The organism is Glycomyces tritici, from assembly GCF_030403505.1.
The window spans coordinates 673,542-694,266 of the sequence record NZ_JAUEMJ010000003.1; the positions used below are offsets into that span (position 1 = coordinate 673,542).

General features: G+C 69.7%; 14 protein-coding genes. 6 read left to right on the top strand and 8 right to left on the bottom strand.

What is annotated here, in order from left to right:
• Window positions 1-88: 88 nt before the first annotated feature.
• The 6 genes from QWI33_RS13460 to QWI33_RS13485 form a co-directional block, all read right to left on the bottom strand.
• Entirely contained in the window at window positions 89-550 is a 462-nt protein-coding gene (locus QWI33_RS13460; protein WP_353895468.1) for a heat shock protein transcriptional repressor HspR, read from the bottom strand.
• Between the two features lie 56 nt (window positions 551-606).
• Window positions 607-1,446 carry a hypothetical protein gene (locus QWI33_RS13465; protein WP_289957656.1) on the bottom strand — a complete coding sequence of 280 codons (840 nt, stop codon included), beginning with the start codon at window positions 1,444-1,446 and terminating at the stop codon, window positions 607-609.
• Window positions 1,447-1,990: 544 nt separating this feature from the next.
• Window positions 1,991-3,124 (bottom strand): molecular chaperone DnaJ, encoded by a 1,134-nt coding sequence (gene dnaJ / locus QWI33_RS13470; RefSeq protein WP_289957657.1) that lies wholly within the window; start codon window positions 3,122-3,124, stop codon window positions 1,991-1,993.
• Between the two features lie 40 nt (window positions 3,125-3,164).
• Window positions 3,165-3,941, bottom strand: coding sequence for a nucleotide exchange factor GrpE (gene grpE / locus QWI33_RS13475; RefSeq protein WP_289957658.1), 777 nt, complete (start codon window positions 3,939-3,941; stop codon window positions 3,165-3,167).
• Window positions 3,938-5,779 (bottom strand): molecular chaperone DnaK, encoded by a 1,842-nt coding sequence (gene dnaK / locus QWI33_RS13480; RefSeq protein ID WP_289957659.1) that lies wholly within the window; start codon window positions 5,777-5,779, stop codon window positions 3,938-3,940. The genes grpE and dnaK overlap by 4 nt, the downstream gene beginning before the upstream one ends.
• Before the next feature lie 217 nt (window positions 5,780-5,996).
• The gene (locus QWI33_RS13485) at window positions 5,997-6,431 is read right to left on the bottom strand and encodes a hypothetical protein (RefSeq protein WP_289957660.1); all 435 of its coding nucleotides are present in this window, start codon (window positions 6,429-6,431) and stop codon (window positions 5,997-5,999) included.
• A 527-nt stretch (window positions 6,432-6,958) separates the two neighbouring features.
• Here QWI33_RS13485 and QWI33_RS13490 point away from each other — a divergent pair.
• Window positions 6,959-7,450, top strand: a complete 492-nt coding sequence (locus QWI33_RS13490; protein WP_289957661.1) for a DUF1349 domain-containing protein — start codon at window positions 6,959-6,961, stop codon at window positions 7,448-7,450.
• Between the two features lie 336 nt (window positions 7,451-7,786).
• Here QWI33_RS13490 and QWI33_RS13495 read toward each other — a convergent pair whose 3' ends face one another.
• A complete protein-coding gene (locus tag QWI33_RS13495) occupies window positions 7,787-10,399 on the bottom strand; it encodes a glycoside hydrolase family 48 protein (RefSeq protein ID WP_289957662.1) in 2,613 nt (870 codons plus the stop codon).
• Between the two features lie 519 nt (window positions 10,400-10,918).
• On the opposite strand from QWI33_RS13495, the gene QWI33_RS13500 reads away from it, so the two are divergent.
• The 5 genes from QWI33_RS13500 (at window position 10,919) to QWI33_RS13520 (ending at window position 17,031) form a co-directional block, all read left to right on the top strand.
• On the top strand, window positions 10,919-12,259 hold the full coding sequence (locus QWI33_RS13500; RefSeq protein ID WP_289957663.1) for an extracellular solute-binding protein: 1,341 nt from the start codon (window positions 10,919-10,921) through the stop codon (window positions 12,257-12,259).
• A 373-nt stretch (window positions 12,260-12,632) separates the two neighbouring features.
• The gene (locus tag QWI33_RS13505) at window positions 12,633-13,574 is read left to right on the top strand and encodes a carbohydrate ABC transporter permease (RefSeq protein WP_289957664.1); all 942 of its coding nucleotides are present in this window, start codon (window positions 12,633-12,635) and stop codon (window positions 13,572-13,574) included.
• Window positions 13,571-14,503 carry a carbohydrate ABC transporter permease gene (locus QWI33_RS13510; protein ID WP_289957665.1) on the top strand — a complete coding sequence of 311 codons (933 nt, stop codon included), beginning with the start codon at window positions 13,571-13,573 and terminating at the stop codon, window positions 14,501-14,503. The genes QWI33_RS13505 and QWI33_RS13510 overlap by 4 nt, the downstream gene beginning before the upstream one ends.
• A complete protein-coding gene (locus QWI33_RS13515) occupies window positions 14,503-15,924 on the top strand; it encodes a GH1 family beta-glucosidase (RefSeq protein ID WP_289957666.1) in 1,422 nt (473 codons plus the stop codon). The genes QWI33_RS13510 and QWI33_RS13515 overlap by 1 nt, the downstream gene beginning before the upstream one ends.
• 33 nt (window positions 15,925-15,957) lie before the next feature.
• A complete protein-coding gene (locus QWI33_RS13520) occupies window positions 15,958-17,031 on the top strand; it encodes a LacI family DNA-binding transcriptional regulator (protein WP_270115458.1) in 1,074 nt (357 codons plus the stop codon).
• A gap of 79 nt (window positions 17,032-17,110) precedes the next feature.
• Here QWI33_RS13520 and QWI33_RS13525 read toward each other — a convergent pair whose 3' ends face one another.
• A complete protein-coding gene (locus tag QWI33_RS13525; RefSeq protein WP_289957667.1) occupies window positions 17,111-20,662 on the bottom strand; it encodes an FG-GAP repeat domain-containing protein in 3,552 nt (1,183 codons plus the stop codon).
• Window positions 20,663-20,725 lie beyond the last annotated feature (63 nt).

The following is a 20,725-nucleotide window of genomic DNA, read 5'->3' on the forward strand; positions in this document are numbered from 1 at the left end:
GTCGGCTGCGGCGCGGCTTGCGGGCCACGACCGAGCGTCGTCTTCTTCGTCGCATGGGGCCGATCTTAACGGGACGGAAGGCAGGCGGTCACCGTTGTTCGCCCCGCCACAAGACGATGTCAGTGGAGCGGCCGAACGGCCCGGCCATCGCCTGCAGGTCCGCCAGCTGCGCGCGGGTGCGCTGGAGTTCGCGCGCGAGCTCCTCGAGGGCGGCGCCGGCCTCGGCGCGCACGGCCTGGACCTCGCGCTCGAGGTCCATGATCCGCTTGATGCCGGCGAGGTTCACGCCGTCGTCCTGGGACAGGCGCTGGATCTCCCGCAGGCGCGTCACGTCGCGCACGGAGTACCGGCGGCCGCCGCCGGGCGTGCGGGCGGGCTCGACGAGTCCGAGGCGGTCGTACTGGCGGAGGGTCTGCGGGTGCATCCCGGCCATCTCCGCGGCGGCCGAGATCGCGAGGATCTTGGCGTCGTAGTCGATCTCGTCGGCGCCGCCCCCGGGGAGGCGCTGGTGGTAGGCGATCTCGATGCGCACCTGGTGGCGGGCGCTCATGTCGGCGGGACGGCCGGCAGTGCGATCGTCAGGGCCGCCGGTGCGGTTCGAGGCGGTCACGGTTCCCTCCCTCGCTCATTGGTCGCCGTGTCGGCGCCGCGGGACGCACGCGGCGCACGCCGGTGCATCCGTTGCAACAACGACGGGCGGTCGACTTCTTCCGCCCGATCGGATTCGGCGCTGCCGCTCTGCACGGGAACGGACGCCGGGCTCGCGGACGGGTCGGTCGCAGGGGCGCCGGTACCGCTCGCCGCCTGGGCGGGAACGGACGCCGGGCTCGCGGAGCGGGCGCGGACGGCGGCCGGGTTGGCGTAGCGACCGGCGTCGGCCGCCGGATTCGCGGACCGGGTGCGGTACGCGGCCGGGTTCGCGTACCTGCCGGTCTCGGCCGCCGGATTCGCTTCCTGCGCCGGAGCGGGCGCCGGTGCCGCCGGGACGGCGGTGACGGCCGCCGGGACGGCAAGCGCGGCCGGGCTCGCCGCCGGTGCGGCGCCGCCGTCGTCTTCGACGATGCGCTCTGCCGCTGTGCCGAGGCCGAACTCGTTGCCCGCGTAGTTGATCGTGGTCGCACCGGGGCGGCCGCGCAGCGTCGAGACGACGTCCGTCGCCGCGGACCTCGCCTCCGCGAGGCGCCGCGCCACCGCGATGGCGCTCGTCGCGGCGACCGCGACCTTCAGGTACGGGCGCAGCACCGGGACGGCGCTGGCGGCGGTGAGCCCGGCGCGCACGATGTTGGGGTGCGCCGCGACGATGGTGGCCACGGCGGCCCCCATCTTGACGGCGCGGGACTCGGGGATCGCACTCGCGGCCGTGCCGACCGCCCGCGCGACGCGGAAGCGCACGGGCTCCCGGCTCTCGACTTCCTCGTGCGGTGCGCGGGCGAAACGATCCCGCACTCGCTGGACTCCTGGCACCTTCATCGTCGCGCCCTCGCTTCCCGCATCGGGCCGTTCGGCGGCGAGCCGGGAAGGACCGCCGCCGGGCGGCCGAGCCGTGTGGCGACGCGGCGCTCTCGCGCCGGGTCGCGGTTCGCGTTCCGGGCCGACGGCTCTTCGGCTGCAGACGGTGCCGTGTGGTCGCCCGCCGCCGGCGTAGGAACACCCACTGGGGGGCGTACCCCCCGAGCGGCGCCTCGAAGCGCGTGGCGCCGCGGCGCGGCGTCGCGGTTCGCATGTTGCGTCGCGCGGTCGCCCGCCTTCGGCGCAGGAGCGACCGCCGAGAGGCGCACGGCCCAGGCGGCGGCGCGGAGCACGCCGCTCGCGCGTGCCGTGTCGCGGTTCGCTGTCGGCGCTGCCGTCGTCGCTTCGTCGGCATCCGCCTCGCGGCGCTGGTGCACTTCCCGCGCAGGGGCGACCGTCCCGGGGTGCGCCGCGCGAACGGCATCCCGAGACTCCCGGCGCTCTCGCGCCGGGTCCCGGTTCGCCTTCCGCGGCAGGATGATCACTGGCCCGTCAGCTCTTCCAGCTTCGAGCGGTCGGCCGGCGGGGCGGCGGCCGCGTACTTCTCCAGGGCTTCGCGGGCCTCGGGCGAAAGCGCATGCGGCACTTCGACGTCCACGGTGACCAGCAGGTCGCCCTTGCCCGGCACGCCGCGGCCCTTGACGCGCAGCACCCGACCGGTCGGCGTGCCCTCCGGAATCCTCAGCGTCACCGGACCGTCCAGGGTCGGCACCTTCACCTTCGCGCCCATCGCGGCTTCGGGGAAGGAGACCGGCAGTCGCACGGTCACGTTGTCGCCGTCGCGCGCGAACAGCGGGTGCGTCCGCACGGCCACCTTCACGAGCAGGTCGCCCGCGGGCCCGCCGCGTTCGCCGGGGGCGCCGCGGCCCGCCAGCCGGATCGACTGGCCGTCGCCGATGCCCACCGGGACGCGCACGGTGATGATGCGGTCCTGCGTCGTGGCGCCCGTGCCGCCGCAGTCGGCGCACGGGTCGGTGACCACGGTGCCCGTGCCCTCGCAGTCGGGGCAGGGCTGCGCGAAGCTGAACGCGCCCTGGTTCTCCGTGATCAGGCCCCTGCCGTTGCAGCGGGAGCAGGTGCTCGGGGCCGAACCGGGCCTCGCGCCCGAGCCGTGGCAGGTGTCGCACTCGCCCGGCGCGCGCATCCGCAGCTCGGTCGTGGTGCCCTTCACCGCGTCGGCGAAGTCGAGGGTGATGTGGGTGCGCAGGTCGTTGCCGCGCTGGGCGCCGCTGCGGCGCCGGTGCGCGCCGCCGCTGCCGCCGCCGCGGAACAGGTCCCCGAACAGGTCCGTAAACCCGCCCGAGCCGCCCGTGTTGCCGAACAGGTCCTCCAGGTTGACGCCCCCGGCGCCGCCCGGCATGCCGCCGAAGCCGCCTCTGCCGGACTTCATCAACTGGATCTGGTCGTACTCCTTGCGCGCCTTGTCGTCGTGGAGCACCGAGTAGGCCTCCGAGATGCCCTTGAAGCGCTCCTCGGCGGACGGGTCGGGGTTGTGGTCGGGGTGCAGCTCGCGCGCGAGCTTGCGGTACGCCCGCTCGATGTCCTTTTTGGAGGCGTCCTGCGGCACGCCGAGTATGGCGTAGAAGTCCTTCTCAAGCCATTCCTGCGATGCCACCGGACGCCTCCTCTACTTGCTTATCGATCGGGCCGGGACTTCAGGAGTCCTTGTCGCCCTTGTCTTTCTTCTTCTTGGTCTTGCCCGCGGCCTCGTCGCCGCCGGACGGCTCGGCCGCGGCGGTCTCCGCGGCCTCATCGGCGGACGCCTCGGGCTCGTCGCCCGCGGTTTCGTCCGCTTCCGCCTCCACCACGTCGGCCTCGGCCTCGATGGTCTCCGGCTCCGCTTCGGCCGCTGCGGGTTCGGCGTCGTCGCTCGGCTCCGCGACCGCCACCAGGGCGGGGCGCAGGAGCTTGTCGCCGAGGCGGTAGCCCGAGCGCATCACGTCGATGCAGGTCGGTCCGTCGACCCCCGGCATCTGCATGTGCGCCACGGCCTCGTGGATCTGCGGGTCGAACGCGTCGCCCTTGGTCCCGAAGGACTCCAGGCCGTGCTTGGCGAGCGCGTTGACCAGCTGATCGGCCACGGAACCGAAGGGGCCGTTGAGGTCCCCGTGGTCCCGCGCCCGGTCCATGTCGTCGAGCACCGGCAGCAGGCTCTGCAGCACCGCGGCCGTCGCCAGCTCGCCGGAGCGGGCCTTGTCCCGCTCGACGCGCTTGCGGTAGTTCTGGAACTCGGCGGTGACCCGCTGCAGGTCCCGCGTGCGCTCCTCGACCGTGGACTGGAGGACGGCCACCGCGTCGTCTGCGGCCTGGCCGTCGTCCGAAGCCGCCGCCAGGATGTCGTCGACGGTCAGCTCGGACTCGGCGTCCTCGGGCTCCGCGCCGGAGCCGTCCGGGCGCTCGTCGTCGGCGTCCTTGTTGCCCTCGTCCGTCACTTCTGGTCCTTGTCGTCGTCGACGATCTCGGCGTCGACGATCGTCTCGGAGTCAGGGGCGTCCGCGTTCGGCGCGGCGGAGGGCTGGGTGCCCTGCTCGGCCTGAGCGGCCGCGTACATGGCCTGCCCGGCCTCCTGGCTGACCTTGGAGAGCTCCTCGGTGGCGGTCTTGATCGCCTCGATGTCGCTGCCGCCCAAGACGCCCTTGAGGGAGCCGGTGGCCTCGTTGATGCGGCCCTTGAGGTCCTCGGGGATCTTGTCCCCGTTCTCGGCCAGCAGCTTCTCGGTCTGGTAGACCAGCGACTCGCCCATGTTGCGGGCCTCGGCCTCCTCCTTGCGCTGCCGGTCCTCCTCGGCGTGCTCCTGGGCCTCGGCCATCATCCGCTGGATGTCGTCCTGGGCCAGGCTGGAACCGCCCGAGATGGTCATCGACTGGGCCTTGCCGGTCGCGGAGTCCTTCGCGGAGACGTTCACGATGCCGTTCGCGTCGATGTCGAAGGTGACCTCGACCTGCGGGACGCCGCGCGGCGCCGGCGGCAGGCCGGTGAGCTCGAAGGTGCCGAGCTTCTTGTTGTAGGCCGCGATCTCGCGCTCGCCCTGGAACACCTGGATGAGCACCGAGGGCTGGTTGTCGTCGGCGGTCGTGAAGACCTCCGAGCGCTTGGTCGGGATCGTGGTGTTGCGCTCGATGAGCTTGGTGAAGATCCCGCCCTTGGTCTCGATGCCGAGGCTCAGCGGCGTGACGTCGAGGAGCAGCACGTCCTTGACCTCGCCCTTGAGGACGCCGGCCTGGAGGGTCGCGCCGATGGCGACGACCTCGTCAGGGTTGACGCCCTTGTGCGCGTCGCGGCCGATGAGGCGCTTGACCAGGTCGGAGACGGCCGGCATGCGGGTCGAACCGCCCACGAGGAGGACGTGGTCGATCTCGGAGACGTTGATCCCGGCGTCCTTGACGGCCTGCTCGAACGGCTTCTTGCAGCGGTCGAGGAGGTCGGAGGTCATCTGCTCGAACTCGGCGCGCGAGAGCGAGACGTCCAGGTGCAGCGGCCCGTCGGGGCCCGCGGTGATGTACGGCAGGTTGATCGAGGTGTTGGTGGCGCTGGAGAGCTCGATCTTGGCCTTCTCGGCGGCCTCCTTGAGGCGCTGCATGGCCATCTTGTCCTTGGACAGGTCCACGCCGTACTGGCCGTTGAAGGTCTTGACCAGGTGCTGGATGACCCGGTCGTCCCAGTCGTCGCCGCCGAGGTGGTTGTCACCGGAGGTGGCCTTGACCTGGATGACGCCGTCGGCGATCTCGAGCAGGGACACGTCGAAGGTGCCGCCGCCGAGGTCGAAGACGAGGATCGTCTGCTCTTCCTCGCCCTTGTCCAGGCCGTAAGAGAGGGCCGCGGAGGTGGGCTCGTTGATGACGCGCAGGACGTTGAGGCCCGCGATCTCGCCCGCCTCCTTGGTGGCGGTGCGCTGGGCGTCCGAGAAGTAGGCCGGCACGGTGACGACCGCGTCGGTCACGTTCTCGCCCAGGTAGGCCTCGGCGTCGCGCTTGAGCTTCATGAGGATGCGCGCGCTGATCTCCTGCGCGGTGTACGACTTGCCGTCGATGTCGACGGTCCAGTCGGTGCCCATGTAGCGCTTGACCGAGCGGATGGTGCGGTCCGGGTTCGTGACCGCCTGGCGCTTGGCGACCTCGCCCACGAGCACTTCGCCGTTCTTCGCGAACGCGACGATGGACGGGGTGGTCCTGGCCCCCTCAGCATTGGTGATGACCGTGGCTTCCCCGCCTTCGAGGACGCTGACCACGGAGTTCGTCGTGCCGAGGTCGATACCGACCGCACGTGCCATGTTGATCTCCTGACGTAGCCGAACAGATGTCTCCGGGATCGGAGACGAGTCTCTGTCTCAAGCGGCCGGGCGGGAACCCCGAACCAAGTTGAGCCGGATAGACTCAATGTTCGAACGGCAGGCATCCACTGTCAAGTGGATCACGGGAATTGTGATGAAACGCACGAAAGTTGAGTCGGGTCGACTCAACTTTCGGAGGTGTGGGGTCGAGCGGGTCCTAGCGGGCCTTGGCGGCCGCGCCGGCGGCTTCGCAGCACTCGGTGAGGAGGTCGTCCGCGATCCTCCACGTGTCGCACGGCCAGGCCTGGTTGCAGGAGGCGCAGTCGATGCCGAGCAGCTGCTCGGGCAGGTGGTCGCGCCACATGGCGGCGGCGAGCGACCAGCCCATGATCTCGGTGATCCCCTGGGGCGCGTCCAGCGGCGGCGGCTCCTCCAGCGAGAAGAGCTTCGAGGGCTCCTCGCGCCGGGAGCGGCGCGAGCGGGCGGGGATCGGCACCACCATCGAGGCCGGGTCGGTCGCGGCCGGGGCGGCCTCGGCGGTGTGGCGCGAGCGGCGGGGCGGTGCGTTGCGCTCCTGGCGCGGGAGGCCGCGGCCCGGCTCCGGCGCGTCGGTGTCGTGCGGCGCCTGCCTCGCTGAATGCTGCATGCTCACGCTATCTCCTCATTCGCCTTCGCTTCCGTGCACTTCGTACGCCTCTCTAACGGGTTAACGGTCGAGCGGGCCGCGAGGACACGGGTATGAGCACTCGGCACTCTAGTCCGCCTGGCGCGGATGCGAACGGGTGCGAACTCGCGAGCCATTCCGGATCACATGCAACACGAATGCCCCTTCCGTTTTCGCATTTGCATTCTCGCGCCTTGGAGGTACCCTGGGGCGCATCGCCCGAAAAGCGCGCGCAGAGCCGGTGCAAGACTCGCGAAGACGCTCCCGGTTGGGCGACAAGCGTTCCGGCGCAAGGCCGGTGCGGCGGACCGGCGCTCTCCAAGGAGCGTAACGGAAGCCGCACTCTGGGCTGCATATCCTGGTTGAGCTGGGATTTCAAGAATGTGACGGACTCGAAGACTGGATTAACTTTGGGTTACCACGTCCGTTTTGCCCGAAAACGCCCCGATCACGTGTGGCATCATAGGATTATGCAGTCTCCTTCAGAAGAAGTACAATGGACGGTTGACGGTGGATTGATCACTCCCTACTTCGAGATCAAGACCACCTTCACCCGAAGCGCGGGCGCCGAGCTCCTGCGCGAGCACGTCTACATCTACGGACTCGAGCTCGAAGGCGACGGCGAGATCGCCATGCGCTTCCGCCCCGAGCACCGCCACCAGCACGCCGAAGCCTCCCTCACCATCCGCGTCGACGAGTCCAACTGGATCAAGACCGGAGCCGAATACCTTGGGGGCCAACACCTCGTCTCGACGGTGACCACCCGCGAGCACACCAACTGGTCGCTGTCTCCTGTAGACACCGAATCGGACGAGATCTGGCTGCGGCTCATCCGCGCCGGCGGCACCATCACCGTGGCCCACGCCGACGACGGCGTCGACTACACCACCATCGCCTCCACCTACCTCCCCGGCGGCGTCCCCGTCATGGCCGGCATCGCCAGCACCCGTCCCGTCTCCGAGAGCTTCTGGGACGCCGCGCAGGACCTCGACATCGACGTCGGTTGAATGCCCTGGATTCGGACTGCCACAACTCCATTCAGCGCTCTGGCGGTGGGGGCCAGCAAGCGCTGAGCATAGAGGTCGGGCCCGGTGGGCCCAGCGATCCCCGTCCGGCGGACCCGACCTGTGTGCTCAGCAGCGGACCGCACCGAAGACGAAGCGGCGCAGACGAGACGAACACGACGGCGCGATCGGATGCCATGCAACCGATCGCGCCGTTCACTGCGTATTGGTGGTTGCGGCGCCCGGTTTGGTCACCGGGCGCCGCTCACTACGGCTCACGAGCCGCCTCGGCGGAGCTTGCGAGCCATGGACTCGTGCGGCCGAGGCCGCACTTCCTTGCTACTCGAAGAGCGCGGCGTAGGTCTGGAACGCCGTCGCCACCTCGACCTGGTGCCAGTAGCGGTGGTAGTCGAACTCCGGCGCGGGGCCGGTGCAACCACCGTCGATGTACGCCTGGACCTGGTCCCAGCCGTCGAACTCCTTCATGAAGGAGCGGGTCTCGATGAACGTGACCCCGTTCTCCAGCACGTCGCCGTTCGGCATGGTGCCCGTCCAGCCCTCGGGGATGTAGACCTCGTCGCCGAAGCGGCAGTAGTCCGCCCGGCCCTCGGTCTGCGTGACGCCGATGCCGTCGTTGATCGCCCAGAGGCTGTCGAGCAGGTTCGACGCCGCGGTCTGCGAGGCCGTGTCGCCGCTGGCGGCGGCGTGGTACGACAGGATCTTCGCGAACGCGCCGGCCACACCCGGGTCCTTCGACATGTTGATCACCGAAGCGGACAGGCCCGCCCCGGGCTCGCCGTTCCACTCGAGGTCGCCCGGCAGGCTGTAGTCGGTGGCGCTGATGTCGGACACCGAGAGCGCCCAGGCGACCCACTCGTCGAGCATGTCGCAGGCACGGGCGTCACCGGTCTCGTGGCAGTACTGCGCCACGCGGTCCATGCCCCAGACCTGGAAGCCGAACCAGCGGTTCGACGGCGGGTCGTGCCACACGGGCTGCTCGTCGTAGTACAGGCCGGCGTGCTCGGCGTTGGTCGTCGGGTTGCCGTAGTTGCCGCCCCAGTTGTTCGTACCGCCGCCCGCGATGGCGCCGGCGCCCTCGGACCCGGCCGGGACCTGGAGCCACTCCAGGAAGTCCAGCTGAGCGTCGAGGCTCTTGGCCCAGTCGTCGTCCGCAGTGGGCGAGTCGGGGGCCAGGCCGCCCTCGGAGAGGGCGTAAGCGGCCATGAGGTTCTGGTAGCCCTGGTGGACACCCGAGCCGCCGATGCGGAACGACCAGTCGCCGTTCATGCCGGCGCCCCATGAGTAGTACCAGCTCATCAGGTAGTGGAACGAGCTCTTGCCGCTGCCGTCGGGGCAGGTGCTGATCCCGATGCAGTCGCCCGCGATCTGCTTGAAGTACTTGTCCGCCATCGCGTACCGCAGGAAGTCGCCCATCTTCGAGGCGTTGTCCAGCGATCCGGAGATCTGGGACTGGGCACCCTGCTCGGTGGCCCACTGCTGGGCCATCCACGCGACCTGGACGGCGCGCGCGTCGGCGTCGGGGGCCGCGGTGTAGCGCTCCTGCTGGGAGTAGGCCGAGTCGCCCACGAACAGGTCGAGGAAGCCGTTCTCACCGCCGAAGTCGAAGGTCTCGCACGACGGGTGAGCGATGGTCTCCCACGTCGACTCCGAAGAGCCGCGCTGGAAGGTGTTCATGTACGCGGGCTCGGTGGTCCCGTCGCCGCACTCGCCGAACCCGTAGGCGTTGTCGACGTCCAGGATCCAGTGCATCCCGTACACCTGGTTGTTGCCGTACGTGTTCCGCAGCTCGGCGCCGAGCGGGTCGTCGCCCACGGGCGCGTTGAAGTTCAGCTGCGTCGGGTAGTCGGTGATGTCGTCCGACTCCGGCGCGTACGAGGCCGGCGAGCTCGGGTTGTAGTTGGTCGGGTTGAGGTCCGGGATCGCGTAGGCCTCGGTGGTCTCCCAGGCCTGGTTGTAACCGGACCAGTCGCCCGTGACCTGGCCGTAGGCCGCCTCGAGCCACATCTGGTAGCTCAGGGCCTCCGAGGTGGTCTCGTGCCCGTAGTCGGGCGCTTCGACGATGAGCTCCTCCACCGAGTGGTAGGGGACGCCCGTCTCGTGCAGGTACGGGGAGTCCGCGCCCGCGAGCTGGTCGTACATCGCGAGGAAGCGCTCTTCGTTCTCCGTGACCTCGCCGAGGTCGGCGATCGTGACGACCACCTGGATCGGGTCGAAGCCGGGGGCGGAGACCGTGAAGGTCGCCGAGTCGCCCGGGGCCGCGTTCGCGGTGGCGCTGAAGGTGACCGGCTTGGTCGCCGTCGCGCCGGACGCGAAGCTGAGCGTGCCGCCGGAGGCGACCGAGATGGCGGTCGAGCCGGAGGTGCGCGCGGTGGTCACGGTCGCGGCCGAGGTGGTGGCGGCGGAGAAGCCGACGTCGATCGAGGCGGTGGCGCCGGCGTCGATCACGACGTTGGTGCGGGAGACCTCGAGCTCGGGTTCGACCGGGGTGACGCTGCCGCAGGTCTCACCGTTGACCTTGACGCCGGTGGGGGCGGTGGCCGCACCGGAGCCGATGAAGCCGAACACCTCCCGCTTCTGACCGGACGCGACGGTGCCGTTCCAGCCCACGTCGCCGCCCCTGAAGGTGGAGCCGCTCTGGCTCCAGTCGACGTTCCACGCGTTGGCGACCGAGGTCCCGGCGGGGAACTGCCATTCGAGGTCCCAGCCGTTGAGCCCGGCGGTGCCGCCGGTCAGGCTCACGTTGGCCTGGAAGCCGCCGCCCCAGGTGGAGACGACTTTGTATTCGAAACCACCGCAGGTGGGGTTGGCGAAGGCCTGAGGGGCGGCCACTACCGCGAGGGCGCCCACGAGGGCGACCGGCAGCGTCACCGCAGCCGCGCGGCGCCATCGGCGCTTGGCGCGCCGCGGCGGGGCCAGGTTGTCGAGATCCATTTTGGCTACTCCTGTGGGTGGTGTGTCCGTTTTCGTGGGAGCGCTCATGCCGGGATGGCCCCCTTCGAACCGCACGAGTGGAACGAATCGGACCGATTTGCGGAAGCGCTCCCAAGTCATGCTGCCAACCAGCAGGCCTAAATGTCAATACATTGACATCTCTAAATTTCTACCCCGACCGGCGCATACGTCGCCCGTTGGCAAACATTTTTCCAGTTCAGAGGCCCGTTTTGTCGACTGCACAGTTATAGATCTGCGACCTTCGATTTCCGAGCCGTGGGCGGCGCTGTAACAACCGAGTAACGACCCTCACACCCGGACTTGCGCTGTGGAACACGCTCCCGTACGATCCTGGTATCGCTCCCAAGGGCGATCGCCTCGGCGGTTCAGCCGCGGGCCGCCGTGCACCCACGGCGGCCCGCACCCCCCGCCGCCGCGGGCGCCAAGGCAAGTCCAGTCCCTCAAAACCCCTCTGGAAACACAAAGCGCCGCCGAGGCGCCCGGAAGGAACCAGCAAAGATGCATTTCCTCAATCGCAAGAACGGCAGGATCGCCCTCGCGGCCTTCGCCGCAGGCGCACTCGCGGTCACATCCGCGTGCAGCGGCGACGGTGACGGCGGCGACGACTCGACCGGCGAAGACGGCAAGATCAAGCTGACCGTCTCCACCTTCAACACCTTCGGCTACGTCCAAGCCGGCTTCGAGGCCATGTACGAAGAGGCCAACCCGAACATCGACGTCGTCTTCGAAGGCGACGGTGTCGGCTTCGACGCCGAGTACCGTCCCGCCCTCGAGACCGCGCTCGACGCCGGCTCCGGCTTCGGCGACGTCGTCGCCATGGACGAGCAGGCCACGCCGCAGCTCTTCCAGAACGGCGACCTCTGGTACGACCTGAGCGCGTACGAGAGCCGCTCGGCCGACTACACCGAGAACACCTGGAACCTCGGGCACACCCCCGAGGACAAGCTCGTGGGCCTCGGCACCGACATCGGCGGCATGGCCATGTGCTACCGCTCCGACCTGTTCGCGGCGGCCGGCCTCCCGACCGACCGCGAGGAAGTCGCCGCGGCCTGGTCCGACTGGGACGGCTTCAAGGCCCTCGCCCAGCAGTACGTCGACGCCGAGACCGGCACCGCCTTCGTCGACAACGGCACCCAGCTGCAGAACGCCATGCTGAGCCAGTTCGCCGGCACCGGCGACGGCGAGATGTACGTCGACAACGACGGCAACCTCACCCTCGACTCCGCCGCCGCGACCGAATCGCTCGACATCATCCTCGAGCTCACCGAGATGGGCGCCGTCGGCAACTTCCCGTCATGGGGCGAGGAGTGGAACGCGGCCATGGCCAGCGGCGGTTTCGCCGTCATGCCGTGCCCGGGTTGGATGGCGACCGCCGTCATCGAGCCCACCTCCGGCCCGGACAACGCCGGCAAGTGGGACATGGCCGCCGCGCCCGGCGTGGCCGGCAACTGGGGCGGCTCGTTCCTGGCCGTTCCCGCCGCGGGCCCGCACCCCGAGGAGGCCGCCGCCCTCGCTGACTGGCTGACCCAGCCCGAGCAGCAGATCCTCGTCTACGAAGCCGTCGGCAACTTCCCGTCCTCGCCCGCCGCCCAGGCGGACCCGCGAGTGGCCGACAAGACCAGCGCGTACTTCAACGAGGCCCCGGTCGGCGCGATCCTCTCCGCTTCGATCCAGTCGTTCCCGGCCCTCGAGTACTCGTTCTTCCACCCGCCGGTGAAGGGCGCGGTCGAGACGACCATCAACGGCATCGTCGACGGGTCCATCCCGCTCGCCGACGCCCGCGACGCGATCAAGACCGCCGCTGAAGACGCCGTCGAACTGGCCGGCGCCGGCCTGTAACCCCGGCGGTCCGGCCCGGTGGAACCTGCCTCCGCCGGGCCGGACCAAAGGTCCGGACCCGTCCCGGGTCGCGGCTCTCGAGCCGCGGCCCGCAAACGCCCCGGATCCAGTGCCGCCAGTGAGGGACCGGCGCCGAACGCCTCCCAGCATCCGTTCGGCGCAACCCCCCAGGACCCGGTCCCTCCAGGCGGCACCATGTCGGCCCGCCGCGCCCCAACCCGCGGCGGGCCGGCTCCCCGAAACGCACCGTCCCCGCCTCTGCGACCGGCACACGCAGGAGACCACCGCCGGGACCGCGACCAGCTCGGCAGGCGTCGCCGCGACCGTCCCCCCGGCGGCGCTCGCGAGCCGCAACTCGGCAAGGAAGGCCTTCATGACCACCCAGAACACCGCACCGCGCCTGACCTTGCGCGAGCGGTTGACCCGCCTCGACGTCAAAGCGATGCCGTACGCGCTGGTCTCCCCCTACTTCATCCTCTTCGCGCTCTTCGGCGTCTTCCCCATGGGCTACACGCTGTACGCGTCCTTGCACGAGTGGAAGATGGGCAACCCCACCCGCACGTTCGTCGGGCTCGACAACTACACGTTCCTGCTCACCACGTACGACCGGTTCAACTGGTCGATCGTCAACACCCTGGGCATGTTCGTCATCGCCACGGTGCCGCAGATCGTGTGCGCCATGATGGTCGCCAACGCGCTGAACAAGCGCCTGCGCCGGCCCCTGCTCTGGCGCATGCTCATCCTCGCCCCGATCGTCACCTCCGTGATCGCCGTCGGCGTCATCTTCGCCCGCATCTGGGGCAACGAGTACGGCATGGTCAACGGGGCCCTGGAGCTCATCGGCCTCGAAGGGGTCAACTGGCAGGGCGGCCGGCTCTCCTCCTGGTTCGCCATCTCCTCCATGGTCGACTGGCGCTGGATGGGCTACAACGCGCTGATCTTCCTGGCCGCCATGCAGACCATCCCGAAGAACCTGTACGAGGCCGCCACGGTCGACGGCGCCTCCCCGCGCCAGCAGTTCTGGAAGATCACGATCCCGCAGCTCAAGCCGATCCTCATCTTCACCGTCTTCGTCTCCTCCGTCGGCGGCATGACGCTCTTCGCCGAGCCGCTGATGTTCGCGCCCGGCGTCGGCCAGCTGGGCGGCGGCTCCACCGGCCAGTTCCAGACCACCACGATGGTCATCGTCGACATCCTGCGCACCCACGGCAACTACGGCATCTCGTCGGCCGCCGGCTGGCTGCTGTTCCTCGTCATCGGGGTCGTCGCGGCCCTCAACTTCCTCGTCGTCAACCGCATCCAGGGGAACAAATGAGCACCGCAACCGCCCCGCGCAGCACCGTCCCCGCCAGCGCGCCGAAGCGCCCCGCGAAGCCGCCGCGCAAGAAGAAGCGCAAAGAGGGCATCGAATCCGAGGGCGTCTTCGCGCCCACCATGATGACCCGCATCGGGCTCATCGGCGTCGCGATCCTCTCGGTCTTCCCGCTGTACTGGATGTTCGTCATCGCCACCCGGAGCACCTCGGACGCCGCGGGCTTCCCGCCCGCGCTCCTGCCCGGCGGCAACCTCGGCGAGCACGTCCGGACGGTGTTCTCCCACCCTGAGGCCGACCTGCTGCTGGGGCTGCGGAACTCGTTCATCGTCACCGGGACCGTCACGCTCTCCGTGGTGCTCATCTCGACGCTCGGCGGGTTCGCGTTCGCCAAGCTGAAGTTCCGCGGCTCGAAGATCCTCATGGGAACGGTGCTGTTCTCCATGATGGTGCCGCTGCAGCAGCTGGGCATGGTGCCGCTGTTCATGATCATGGTCGAGCTGGAATGGCTCGACACGCTGCAGGCCGTGATCCTGCCGTTCCTGGTCAACGGCTTCGGCATGTTCCTCATGCGCCAGTACTGCGAGCAGGCCGTGCCCGACGAGATCATCGAGGCCGCCCGCATCGACGGCGCCACGACCTTCGGGATCTGGTGGCGGATCGTGCTCCCGGCCCTGCGCCCGGCGATGGTCGTCCTCGGCCTGCTGACCTTCATGCTGAACTGGAACGAGTTCATCTGGCCGTTCATGGTCCTCAGCGACGAGAACCCCACGGTGCAGCTCGCGATCCGGCAGGCCTCGACCGCCATGTTCGCCGCGGACATGTCGCTGGTCTTCACCTGCACTCTGATCTCGATCATCCCAGTCGCGATCCTGTTCGTAGTGTTCGGACGGCAGATCGTGCACGGCATCATGGAAGGTTCAGGCAAGTAATGACCAACGAAAACGAAACCGCCACGCTCGCGTCGCGGTTCCCAACCGGGTTCACCTGGGGCGCGGCGACCTCCTCATACCAAGTCGAAGGGTCGACCGGCGCCGACGGCCGCGGCCCGTCCATCTGGGACGCGTTCGTGAACGAGCCGGGCCGGGTCGTCGACGGCTCCAACGGCGACACCGCGATCGACTCCTACCGCAGCATCCCCGAGGACGTCGCCACCATCAAGGCCCTCGGGCTGGGCGCGTACCGCTTCTCGCTGTCGTGGCCCCGGATCTGCCCCGACGGTGACGAGCGCGTCAACGAGGCGGGCCTCGCGTACTACTCCAACCTCGTGGACGCCCTCCTCGCGGAGGGCATCACCCCGTGGATCACCCTCTACCACTGGGACCTCCCGCAGGCCCTCGAAGACGCCGGCGGGTGGCCCGAGCGGGCCACCGCCGAGCGCTTCGGCCGGTTCGCGTCCATCGCCCACGCGGCCCTCGGCGACCGCGTCAAGCACTGGATCACCGTGAACGAGCCCTGGTGCGCCGCGTTCCTCGGCTACGCCTCCGGCGAGCACGCCCCCGGGCGCCGCGAGCCGGCCGCGTCCATCGCCGCCGCGCACCACCTCATGCTCGGCCACGGCCTCGCCGCCCGCGCCATCAAGGCCGCGGACCCGGAGGCGGTCGTGAGCGTCGGGTTGAACTTCTACCCGATCCACGCCGCCACCGAGACCCCCGTCGACCTCGACGCCGCGCGCCGCATCGACGGCGTGCAGAACCGCTGGTTCACCGAGGCGGCGCTGCGCGGGGCCTACCCCGAGGACATCGTCGAGGACTTCAAGGCGATCTCGGACTTCTCGTTCATCGAGGACGGCGACATGGAGACGATCAACGCTCCCGTGGACGTGCTCTCGGTGAACTACTACAGCCGTTTCACCGTTACCGGTAACGGGGGCGCGACCTCGGCTTCCGCCGCTCCCACGGGCGCCGGATCGGCGTGGCCGGCCAACGAGCACATCGGGTTCGTCTCCTCCGGGCTCCCGGTGACCGACATGGGCTGGGAGATCGACCCCGGCGGGTTGACCGAGACCCTCACCCGGCTGCACGCGGCCCACCCGCAGGTGCGGCTCGCGGTGACCGAGAACGGCTCGGCGTTCCCCGACAAGATCGAGGACGGCGAGATCCACGACCCCGAACGGCTCGAGTACGCTCGCGCCCACCTGGCGGCCTGCGCCGACGCCGTCGACGCGGGTGTCCCCCTGGTGGGCTATTTCGCCTGGTCCCTGGCCGACAACTTCGAGTGGGCCTGGGGATACACGAAGCGGTTCGGACTGGTGTACGTCGACTTCGAGACCGGCGAGCGCTCGGTCAAGGACTCCGGGCGCTGGTACGGCGACCTGGTGCGGCGGGCCCGTGCGAACCGTGAGGCAGAATAGACCCACACAAACCGTTGCCCGAGGTGATGCACGATGACCGAGACCCAGCTTGAGGCGCCCGGCGAGCCCTTGAAGAGCGAACGCCGCCGCCGCTCCGGCGGCCGGCCGACCCTCGACACCGTCGCCCGCCACGCCGGCGTGGGCCGGGGTACGGTCTCGCGCGTCATCAACGGCTCCCCCAAGGTCGCCGAGGACACGAGGGCGGCGGTCCTGGCCGCGATAAAGGAGCTGGGGTACGTCCCCAACCAGGCGGCCCGGACCCTCGTCACCCAGCGCACGGACACCGTGGCACTGGTCGTGACGGAGTCGCAGGAGTGGCTGTGGTCGGAGCCGTTCTTCGCCGGCGTGCTGCGCGGTATCACCGAGCAGCTGGCCGAGGAGAACATGCGGCTCATGCTGACCTTCGCCCCGCGCGACGGCAGCCGGGCCGACCTCGAGGCGTACCTCCTCGGGCAGCACGTCGACGGCGTCATGATGGTCTCGAGCCACTCCGGCGACCCGCTGCCGGAGCGGCTCGAAGACGCCGGCATCCCCATCGTCCTGTGCGGCACGCCCGCCGGATTCCGCCCGATCGCGTACGTCGACTGCGACAACCGCTCGGGCGCCCGGCAGGCCGTGGAGTACCTGGCCGAGAAGGGCCACAAGCGGATCGGCCTCATCGCCGGCCCGCAGGACATGGCCGTGGGCGTCGACCGCCTCTCGGGCTACCGGGACGGCCTCCGCGGCCACCGGCTGCCCGTCGAGGAGTCGCTCGTCTCGGTCGCCGAAGGATTCGACGAGGCCAGCGGCATCAAGGCCGCCCGGCACCTCTTCGACACCGCCGGCGACCTCGACGCGGTCTTCGCGCACTCCGACCCGCTCGCGATCGCGACGCTCCGCGTCGCCCGCGAGCGCGGCATCCGCGTCCCCGAGGACCTGGCGCTCGTCGGCTTCGACGACTCGCCGCTCTCCGAGGTGGCCGAACCGCCGCTCACCACCGTGCACCAACCGACCGAGACGATGGGCCGCGAGATGGCCCGCCTCCTGTGCGGCCGCATCCGCGGCGAGGAGGCCGGACCGCTGGTGACGATCCTCGGCACGAGAATCGTCGTCCGCGAATCCGCTTAAGTGACAACGAGAAGGGCCCGGCTCCAGTGGAGCCGGGCCCTTTCAGTCCTATTGGTGTCCCCGCGATCGAAGGCGGCCGCTAGGCGATGGTCATCGCATTCCAGCCGGTGGCGACCACTTTGGCGGCGCCGTGGTTCCCGGCCCCGTTGCCGGGGTAGAAGAACAGAGCGCCGTCGGACTTGCGGCGGGCGAACCAGTCCACGTGGCCGTCGCGGTTGAAGTCGCCGACGCCGGTGATCGCGTTCATCGCACCCCAGCCGCAGCCGATCTTGGCCATCGGCTTGAAGGTCCCGTTGCCCTTGCCGCCGTAGAAGTAGAGGCAGCCGTCGGAGATCCGGATCGCGAGCATGTCCGCGTGCCCGTCATGGTCGAGATCGCCGGTGGCCTCGACCTCGCGCATCGCATTCCAGCCGTTCCCGACCAGGACGCGCGTGCCGAGCGTGCCGTCGCCCTTGCCCGGGTAGAGCCACAGCGACCCTGTCGCCGTCTCGCGGGCGATGATGTCGGCTTTGCCGTCACCGTTGTAGTCGGCCCCTCCGGAGATCAGGCTGAAGGCGTTCCACCCCGCGCCGATCTTGATGGACGGCGAGGTGAACCCGCCACGGCCGGTGCCGGGGTGGAGGTGAAGGTCGCCATCGGCGCCTCTGACGAGCAGGTCGGCCCGGCCGTCGCCGGTCATGTCGCCCGCCGACTCCAAGTCATTCCAGTTTCCGAAGGAAGCTGCGAAGCTCAGGGTCGAGTTGATGTTGCCGCTGCCGTCGCCGTTGACCATTCCCGGGCCGAGAGCCGAGTCCTTGTCGACGACGATCGCATCCGTGATGCCGTCTCCGTTGTAGTCGAACGCGCTGTCGCGAACAGGAGCCGGAAGGCGGATCCCGGCCCAACCGCTCGCGCCCACGATCCCTTCGTGCCGCGCCGCGCCGCCGCCCGTCAGGGAGTGCAGCTCGCGCTCACCGGTGCGCGAGTCGATCGCGAGCAGGTCCTGGAATCCGTCACCGTCGAGGTCGCCGACGCCGGCGACCTGGCGGAAGCGGTCGTTCCCGGTCCCGTCGAGGTTGGCGGGCACCGCGACGCGGGTGCCGAAAGAGCCGGACCCGTTCCCCGGATACAAGTAGTAGCCGCCGGTCTGGACGTCGCGGGCGAGCAGGTCGTCATCGCCGTCGTTGTCGATGTCCCCCGGCGACGCGAGGGTGTCGAAGACGTTCCACCCCGAACCGATCGCCTTCGAGGTCCCGAATCGGCCGTTGCCGGTGCCGGGGTAGAGGTACAGCTTCGTGTCCGACTTCCTGACCGCGAGGAGGTCGACCTTGCCGTCGCCGTTGAAGTCCCCCGCGCTCGCGAAGGCGCCCATGGCGTTCCAGCCCGGTCCGACTGCGATCCGGGGTGCGATGCCGCCCTTGCCGTCGCCCGGGTAGGTGTAGAGCGTCCCGGTCTTGGGGTCGCGGGCGAGGAGGTCGGCCTTGCCGTCTCCGGTGAGGTCGCCGGCCATCACGACATCCATCGCCCCCCAGCCGCCGCCGAGCGAGACTCGGGAGCCGAAGGTCCCATCGCCCTTGCCCGGGTAGAAGTACAGGTTCCCGTTGCCGACGGCCATCAGGTCTTGGGAGCCGTCACCGTTGAAGTCGTAGCGGGACTCATGCGCGTAGACGCTGATGCCGTCCTCGGCGTAGTTGCCCACCCGGTCCATGGCGCGGACCCACACCTTCGACTCGACGCTCCAGAGCGGTACCGTCACCGTGCTCGTGGCCTTCTGCGTGCGGTAGTCGCCGTGGGTCTCATGGTCGGCGTCGCCGATGCTGTAGGAGATCTCCTGGAAGTCGATCCCGTTCGGGAACCCGTTGTCGGACACGGTGATCGCCAGCTCGACCTCGCCCCCGACGTTCCGCGGGCCGGGCAGCACCGCGAACTCGAGATCGGGGGCCGAGGTGTCGGTCTCGACATAGCAGGACCTGGTGAAGCTGAGAGCGGGATCGCTCGCGGTGAATTCGTAGCGGGTCTCATAGCGACCGTCAGGCAGACCTCTGAGCATGACTCCGGTGCTCCAACCGGACACGACCGCGACCGGCTCGGTCGCGGCGAGGACCTCGCCGGTGTCGCGGTTTCTAACCGTTGCAGCCCAGGTCATATCGGTACCGAACAGGTCGGGGCGCCAGAGCTTCGCGTTCATGTTGCCGTAGGAGAGGTCCGCCGAGTCGCTGATGTTCCGGGAGTCGGGGTCGGTGTGGCAGGGGAACGTGGGCGCCGAGAAGTGGTTGATCGCGTAGTAGGCGTCCATGCGGGCCGAGTCGCCGTCGAAGCGCGCGGTTTCGGCGCTGGCGAGCATCGCGAGGTTCGTAGGCAGCACGTTCGGCGTCAGCCAGGGGGCGAGGTCGTACACGGCGGCGCCGTCCTGGCAGGAGCCGGTGATGGCGCCTCCTGCGACACTCGGCCGGTAGTCCCAGTTGTGCCCGGGAATGTAAGTGCCGGTGCGGTTCAGGTCAGGCGCCGTGCATTCGCCGCCCACCGCGTCGACTCGGAAGGTGCTCTCGATCAAGGTGAAGCTCGGGCTCGTAAGGCCTGGTGGAACCAGCGAGGTCACCGTCGGCGAAAAGAAGCCCCAGTTCGCCGCGGCCTGTGCCGGGCTCGCGCAGTCGGGGTCGGCGAGCGCGTCGCAGTACGCTCCGACCACTGTGGGAGCGGAGGCTCCTGCGGCTTCGAAGTAGGGCTGGTCGAGTCCGGCTTCACCGCGGTACAGCGAGAGGTCGGGCTGCGCCGAGGTGGACGCACCCCACCAGGCCGAAGCGCCCCCGATCTCCGACCAGGAGGTGGTGAGCGTCAGCGGGTACCGCGCCCCGATGTCCGGCGGCAATGCCACGGTGAGCTTCCCGTCCGTGGCGCGGGTGAGTTCGGCGCGGTACGAGCCACCCGCTGCGTCGCGGACCAGGAACGGTGAGGTGACGTCGATCCTGCCGAGGCCGGAGACGTTCTTAGGCGCCACGAGTGTGTCTTCCGCAACGGTTATCGTGCCGCCGGCGGTCACCGTCAAGCCCGTGTCGAGCGCGTCCCACGCGGCCGCGTCCGCGATGGTGAACGTCAGGTCCGCCCAGGACACCGCGGTGTCGACGGAGAGGTCGAGCCCGGGTGCGAGTTCGTCGTAGAAGGCCGTGGATCCACTGTGTGTCGGCACCGGTTGGGGCCCGTTCCAGTCGAACTTGACACCGTCGGTCGCCAGGAGCGGGGCAGTGGTGTCGCTGTGGCTCAGGGTGAGCGGCCAGGCGGCGTTGGCCTGTGCCAGGGTGCCGCCGGAGGCGACGAGCGACGAATCAGCCGGCCCTCGGTCGAGGTAGTCCTGTACAGGGGCGGCGGTGCCGACGTAGTGGAGCCGCTTGTCCGGGGTGGCGTACACGGTGGCATGGGGTGTGGCGCGGGCGTTGATGCGGACTTCCACACCGCAGGCGACCGCCGCTTCGAGGGCGCGTTCGAGCCCGGCGGCGATCGGGTTGCCGCCGAGGGAGGCACAGTCGACGGCGGCCCCAATGTCCTGCTGGGCGGCTGCGGTGCCGGGCGCGGCGAGGAGTGCGGCGCCGACTGCGGCAGCGGTCGTTGCCGCGAGCCGCTTCAGCATGCGGTCCCGGGAGGGGATTCGGTTCATTCAGATGTCCTGGGGGGCTTCGAGGGAGATAGGGCGGGGTCGGCCGCATCGCGGCATCGACTA

Excerpts from the sequence above, each read along its gene's own strand:
- QWI33_RS13495 (WP_289957662.1), bottom strand. The coding sequence starts at position 10,399 with ATGGATCTCGACAACCTGGCCCCGCCGCGGCGCGCCAAGCGCCGATGG.
- QWI33_RS13460 (WP_353895468.1), bottom strand. The coding sequence starts at position 550 with ATGAGCGCCCGCCACCAGGTGCGCATCGAGATCGCCTACCACCAGCGC.
- QWI33_RS13505 (WP_289957664.1), top strand. The coding sequence starts at position 12,633 with ATGACCACCCAGAACACCGCACCGCGCCTGACCTTGCGCGAGCGGTTG.
- QWI33_RS13500 (WP_289957663.1), top strand. The coding sequence starts at position 10,919 with ATGCATTTCCTCAATCGCAAGAACGGCAGGATCGCCCTCGCGGCCTTC.
- QWI33_RS13515 (WP_289957666.1), top strand. The coding sequence starts at position 14,503 with ATGACCAACGAAAACGAAACCGCCACGCTCGCGTCGCGGTTCCCAACC.
- QWI33_RS13510 (WP_289957665.1), top strand. The coding sequence starts at position 13,571 with ATGAGCACCGCAACCGCCCCGCGCAGCACCGTCCCCGCCAGCGCGCCG.
- dnaK (WP_289957659.1), bottom strand. The coding sequence starts at position 5,779 with ATGGCACGTGCGGTCGGTATCGACCTCGGCACGACGAACTCCGTGGTC.
- QWI33_RS13520 (WP_270115458.1), top strand. The coding sequence starts at position 15,958 with ATGACCGAGACCCAGCTTGAGGCGCCCGGCGAGCCCTTGAAGAGCGAA.
- QWI33_RS13525 (WP_289957667.1), bottom strand. The coding sequence starts at position 20,662 with ATGAACCGAATCCCCTCCCGGGACCGCATGCTGAAGCGGCTCGCGGCA.